This window comes from Catenulispora rubra, from assembly GCF_015356825.1.
Classification (GTDB): Bacteria; Actinomycetota; Actinomycetes; order Streptomycetales; family Catenulisporaceae; genus Catenulispora; species Catenulispora rubra.
In genome coordinates, this window is record NZ_JAACYW010000458.1 from 1 (window position 1) to 6,017 (window position 6,017).

General features: G+C 69.8%; 3 protein-coding genes. All 3 read left to right on the forward strand.

Going from position 1 to position 6,017, the window contains the following annotated elements; genetic code table 11:
* Positions 1-20: 20 nt before the first annotated feature.
* From GWK61_RS52045 to GWK61_RS52055, 3 genes are read left to right on the forward strand one after another with little or no spacing between them, the layout of a single operon-like run.
* Positions 21-4,568, forward strand: coding sequence for a type I polyketide synthase (locus GWK61_RS52045; protein WP_194921624.1), 4,548 nt, complete (start codon positions 21-23; stop codon positions 4,566-4,568).
* Positions 4,565-4,957, forward strand: coding sequence for a phosphopantetheine-binding protein (locus GWK61_RS52050; RefSeq protein WP_323748168.1), 393 nt, complete (start codon positions 4,565-4,567; stop codon positions 4,955-4,957). The genes GWK61_RS52045 and GWK61_RS52050 overlap by 4 nt, the downstream gene beginning before the upstream one ends.
* A 6-nt stretch (positions 4,958-4,963) precedes the next feature.
* Positions 4,964-5,767 (forward strand): alpha/beta fold hydrolase, encoded by an 804-nt coding sequence (locus tag GWK61_RS52055; RefSeq protein ID WP_194921626.1) that lies wholly within the window; start codon positions 4,964-4,966, stop codon positions 5,765-5,767.
* The last annotated feature ends 250 nt before the right edge of the window (positions 5,768-6,017 follow it).

A 6,017-nucleotide genomic window follows, 5' to 3' on the forward strand; every position in this document is an offset into this window, starting at 1 on the left:
CGGCAGTCGGGGCATCGGGCATGCCGGGCACGGCGGCGGTCGCGTCGCCGGTCGCCGTCGTCGGGATGGCGGTGCTGCTGCCCGGGGCCCGAGACCTCGACGCCTACTGGCGCAACCTGGTCGCCGGCACCGACTGCATCACCGACGTGCCGGCGCACCGGTGGGACCCGGAGTTCCACGATCCGGCGGCGGATCCGTCGCGGCCGGACCGGGTCTACGCGCGCCGTGGCGGGTTCGTGGACGGGCTCGCCGAGTTCGACCCGCTGGCGTACGGGGTCATGCCGGACTCGGTCGCCGGCGCCGAGCCGGACCAGCTGATCGCGCTGCGGGTGGCGGCCGAGGCCATCGCCGACGCAGGTGGTCGGGAGCGGCTGCCGGGCGGCGATCGGGTCGGCGTCATCCTGGGGCGTGGGGGCTACTTGACTCCCGGGCTGGTGCGTCTGGATCAGCGTGTCCGCACTGCGAACCAGTTGGTCCGGACACTTCGAGAGCTGATACCCGGGCTGCCGCAGGAGCAGGTGGAAGCGGTTCAGGAGGCCTTTGCCGAAGCGTTGGGCCCGAATCGCCCGGAGGCCGCGATCGGGCTGGTCCCGAACCTGGCGGCGTCCCGGATCGCGAACCGGCTGGATCTGCGCGGTCCGGCGTACACGGTGGACGCGGCGTGCGCCTCCTCCCTGGTGGCGGTCGACCAGGCGGTGGCCGAGCTGGTGTCAGGGCGCTGCGACGCGATGCTCGCCGGCGGGGTGCACCACTGCCACGACATCACGTTCTGGAGCGTGTTCAGCCAGCTCGGGGCGCTGTCTCGGACGGGGCGGATCCGGCCGTTCCATCGTGGGGCGGACGGGATCCTGATCGGCGAGGGCACCGGTGTGGTGGTGCTCAAGCGGTTGGCGGACGCGGTCGCGGCCGGCGATCGGGTTTACGCGGTGATCCGCGGGACCGGCGTGGCGAGCGATGGACGGGCTGCGAGCCTGCTGAATCCGGAGCCGGCGGGGCAGATCCGGGCGGTGCGAGCGGCGTGGGCGGCGGCGGGGCTGGATCCTCTGGCCGCGGACGCGATCGGGTTGTTGGAGGCGCACGGTACTGCGACGCAGGCTGGCGACCGTGCGGAGTTGGTGACTATCGCAGAGGTCTTCGGACCGGCACGGACCGACGAGGGTATGGGCGGTGCGCCGGCGCTCGGGTCGGTGAAGTCGATGATCGGGCATGCGATGCCTGCGGCGGGGATCGCCAGTCTGGTGAAGGCCGCGCTGGCGGTGCATCACGGAGTGCTGCTGCCAACGTTGCATTGTGAGGATCCGCACCCTGATTTGAAGGGGACACGGTTTCGGACGCTGTCCGAGGCGGAGGATTGGCCTGATGCGGAGAGCGGGGCGCCTCGGCGGGCTGGGGTGAACGCGTTCGGGTTCGGGGGGATCAACGCGCACATTGTGTTGGAGCAGGCGCCGCAGCAGCCTCGGCTTCGCCGGCGCGCTGCGGGCGCGGGCGCGGTGGTTGGCGCGGGGCCGGAGGTCGAGGTGCGGCTGGCGGCTGACAACCTCGGGACGCTCGCCGAGATGCTCGACGCTGTGGAGTCGGAAGCGAACCCCGGGTCCTTCTGGCAGCGCGGCAGCGGTGAGTACCGGATCGCGATGGTCGGGCCTACGTCGCGGACCTTCAAGCTGGCGCGGCGCGTCATTGCCAATGGGCAGCCGTGGCGTGGGCGCGGCGATTTGTGGTTCACGCCGCGTCCGCTGCTCGCGGAGCGCGGGGCCGAGCGGATCGCGTTCGTCTTTCCGGGGCTTGAGGTTGATTTCGCGCCGCGTGTCGATGACGTCGCCGAGTTGCTGGGGGCGGCGTCGGCCGGGCACAGCGCGGACAACGTCGGGTCGCATGGGCTTGGCGTGTTCGAGGTCGGGCGGCTTCTGGAGCGGGCGCTGCGGGAGGTGGGTATCCGGCCGGCGGCGGTTGCGGGGCACAGCGTCGGTGAGTGGACCGCGATGGTGAGCGCGGGCATGTTGGCCGGCTCGGCGGTGGACGATTTCGTCTCGGGCTTCGACCCGGATTCGGTGCGGGTGCCGGGGTTGGTTTTCGGGGCTGTGGGGGCGGGGGCCGAGCGGGTCGCTGCGCTGCTGCCGCAGTATTCGGGGATCGCGTTGTCGCACGACAACGGGCCGAATCAGTGTGTCGTGTGCGGGCCTGAGGACGCGATGGACGAGCTGTTGCGCGCGCTTCGGCGGCAGAACGTCTTGTGTCAGGTGCTGCCGTTCCGGTCGGGGTTTCACACGCCGATGCTCGAACCGTATCTGGGCCCGATCGTTGAGGCGTTCGAGCGCTTCGAGCTGCGTGCGCCGGCGGTGCCGGTGTGGTCGGCGACGCTGGCTGCGCCGTTTCCGCGCGAGGCGGAGGAGGTGCGGCGAGTTTTCGTCAGGCACCTGGTGGAGACGGTTCGGTTCCGGGAGACGATCGAGGCTATGTACGGCGCCGGGATGCGGGCGTTCGTGCAGGTGGGGACCGGGGCGTTGGCGACGGTGATCGGGGATGTGCTTGGGGAGCGGGATCATCTGTCGATCGCCGCCAATGCGCCGCAGCGGGAGGGGGTGGCTCAGCTTCGGCGGGTCGCGGCTGCGTTTTGGGCTGAGGGGTTCGAGACGAGCGACGGGTTTTTCGGTGGTCGAGCGGGGGTTGCGGCGCCACGACGTGGGGCTTCGGCCTTGGTTCAGCTTGATCTCGGCGGGTCACTTATTTCTCTGGGAGACAAGGCTGTCGCGCTTGCTCCGGCGCCGATTGTCAGGGAACTGACCGAGCTCGACGAGCTTGCGGCGCGGCATCCGGTAGCGGCGGAGGTCGCGCTGCTGCTGCGGGAGACGGCGGCTAGCGCGGGTGCTGTGTTGGCTGCGCGGCAGGCCGGGGATGTGGCGGCGCGGCTGGACAGGGCGGCCGGCGCGGGTCCTGTGTTGGCTGCGGGGCAGGCCGGAGATGTGGCGGCGCGGCAGCGGAACACCGCAGCTGGCGCGGGTGCTGTGTTGGCTGGGGATGTGAGCACGCGGGAGCGGCGGATCTCGCTCGCGGTCGATACCGAGTCGATGCCCTATCTCCTGGACCACTGCTTCTTTCCGCAGCGTGCGGACTGGCCGGATGTGACCGACCGCTTCCCCGTCGTTCCGGCGACCACAGTCATCCAGCACATGATGGATGCTGCGGGCCCTGGGGCGATCGCGGTGCGAGACGCGCGTTTCGACCAGTGGACCGCTGCGGCGCCGGCGACTGTTGTGGATGTTGTCGTTCGGCCGGGCAAGGATGCCGAGTTCGCTGTCGAGTTCGGGCGGTATGCGCGCGCGACGGTCGAGACCGGGGCTGCGTTTCCTCGGGCGCCTGAGGCGTGGCCGGTCGATCCGGTTGGCGAACGCCCGGCTTCCATTGCTGCGAGGGACCTTTATGAAGATCGGTGGATGTTCCATGGGCCCTTGTTTCAGGGAGTCAGGGAACTGACAGCCATCGGGGACCGGCACGTGCGGGGTGTGATCGCCGCGTTGGATACTCCGGGCGCCATTTTGGACAACGTCGGTCAGTTGCTCGGGTACTGGGTCATGGACACGCTGCCTGAGCGGACCGTGGTGTTCCCGATGGGGATGAAGCGGATCGAATTCTATGGTCCGACGCCGCGTGAGTCAGTGGCCTGTCATGTGCGGATTCGGAGCGTCGAGGACACGGTTGTGGTCGCGGACGCTCAGCTCGTCAGTGGCGGTCGAGTGTGGGCTGAGATCTCGGGTTGGGCTGATCGGCGGTTCGGGAGCCATCCGGATACCAAGGCCGTTGAACATGATCCGGGCGGTGCGTTGCTGGCGCGGCGGGAGGCTGGCGGCTGGTTCGCCGTCTTCGATCGGTGGACCGATCCGGCTTCGCGGCAGCTGCGTATGCGGAGCTATCTCGGTGCGGCTGAGAGGGACTTGTTCGAGGCGCGGCCGCCGCGTGGGCGGCGGCAGTGGCTGTTGGGGCGGATCGCCGTCAAGGACGCGGTTCGGCAGGCGATCTGGGATGAGAGCGGGCTGCGGAAGGTCTTCCCGGCTGAGATCACGGTGGGCAATGACGGTGTCGGGCGGCCCTTTGTGGCCGGGACGCATGGGACGCCGTTGGCGCCGTTCGCGGTGTCGATTGCACATGCCGGTGATGTGGGCGTCGCGATCGTGCGGCCTGGTGCCGACGGTCGGGCGGCAGTCGGGATTGATGTCGAGCAAGTAGTCGCGCGGGATGCGGCGACGTTGGACTTTGCTATGTCAGGGGACGAATTCGCGCTGCTTCGCCTGCTTGCCGCGGACGGTGGCGGCGAGGACCTGTGGTTCGCGCGGTTCTGGACGGCGAAGGAGGCTGTTGCGAAGGCGTTGGGGACCGGGTTGGCCGGTAATCCTCGGCGTTTTGCCGTTGTGGATGCCACGGCGTCCGATGCCTTGGTCGAGGTGGGGGGCGGGGGGCGGTTCCGCGTGCGGTTGGCGCGGCTTGCCAATCCGGACGATTTGCCCGCACGAGAGTACGTGGTCGCCTGGACCGAGGGTCCGGAGGCCGACAACCATCAGGAGAGGGACACGTGACCACCGAGACGACGACTCCGCACGCGCTTATTGATTCCGCCGAGGTTGCCGAGGTTGCCGAGGGTGCTGAGGCGGTGTTGGTGGAAGTCGCCGCCATGCTGCGGTCGATTCTGGACGAGTACGGGCTCGATGACATCGAGATCGAGTGGGACAGCCGGTTCCACGATGATTTGGAGCTGGAGAGTGTGGACCTTGTCGCGCTGGCCGGGAAGCTGGCGGAGCGGTATGGGGAGCGGGTGAATCTCGCCGAGTTCATCGCCGATCTCGGGCTGGACGAGATCATTGAGCTGACGGTCGGGCAGTTGGTCGCGTACGTCACGGCGGCGCTCGTCGTCGTTGACGGCTCTGACGGCTCTGACAGCTCTGACGCCAGCGGCGACGCGGGCTGACGCGCCATGCCCGCCGCCGTCGCCAACGGGATTCGTCAGAACCATGAGGTGTTGCTGCCGCGTGACGGGTCGGTGGATCCGCCGACCATCGTGTGCGTGCACGGGATTCTCATCGACAGTCTCGCGAGCTACTACTTCACGGTCGCGCAGGCGCTACGGGACGCCGGGTTCCGGGTCGTGCTGTACGACCTGCGGGGGCACGGCAAGTCGGAGCAGCCGGCGTCCGGGTACCGGGTCGACGACTTCGTCGAGGACTTGGCCGGGCTGCTCGACGCGCTCGACGTGAGCACGGCCTCCTTTCTCGGGAACTCCTTCGGCGGGACCGTGGTCTACGGGTTCGCGGCGCGGCATCCGCACCGGGTCGCCGGGATCGTCGCCATCGAGTCGGAGCCGGCCACCGCGGCGTGGTCGACGAAGATGGCCGCGAACCTGCACAAGGCCGCGACGCAGCTCGGCACCTGGGAGGCGACGGCGTGGATAACCGCACGCTACGGCCGCGACCTGGCGCGCCGGGCCAAGCGCGCCGCGCGGCTGCTCGGCGCGACGGCTCTGGAGCGTGACCTGCCGGCGAGCACGGTCCTGTCTGAGGCCGACATCGCCGCCATCACGTGCCCCACGCTGGCCCTGTACGGCTCGAAGAGCGACCTGGCCGCGCAGGCGGCGCACCTGCGGACCCTGATGCCGCGCTGCGAGCCGGTGATCCTGCCGGGATTGGAGCACTCGGTGCTGGTGGAGGCGCCGGCGCGGGTGCTGGATTTGATACTGGGGTGGCTGGAGGCGCATCGGCTCGCGGAGCGGGGGTCGGTGTGAGCGCGGCGGAGCAGGCGGGGGCTGGCGAGCGCACCGCAGATCAGGCAGCAGGAAAAGCAAGCACGGCAGGCAGAGCGGGACCCGGCGCGAGCACGGGAGGCTCGGCGTGGCAGGCGGTGGGCGAGGCGAATACGGCAGATGGCGTGAGACTCGGCGTGAACGCGGGGCGGCGGGCGGGGCGGTTTCTGATCGTGGTGCCGCCGTTGGTGGGGCATGTGAATCCGGTCGTGGGTGTTGCGGCGGCGTTGGT

Bases quoted from the DNA above. Each gene is read 5' to 3' on its own strand.
- GWK61_RS52045 (WP_194921624.1), top strand. From the start codon at position 21: ATGCCGGGCACGGCGGCGGTCGCGTCGCCGGTCGCCGTCGTCGGGATG.
- GWK61_RS52055 (WP_194921626.1), top strand. From the start codon at position 4,964: ATGCCCGCCGCCGTCGCCAACGGGATTCGTCAGAACCATGAGGTGTTG.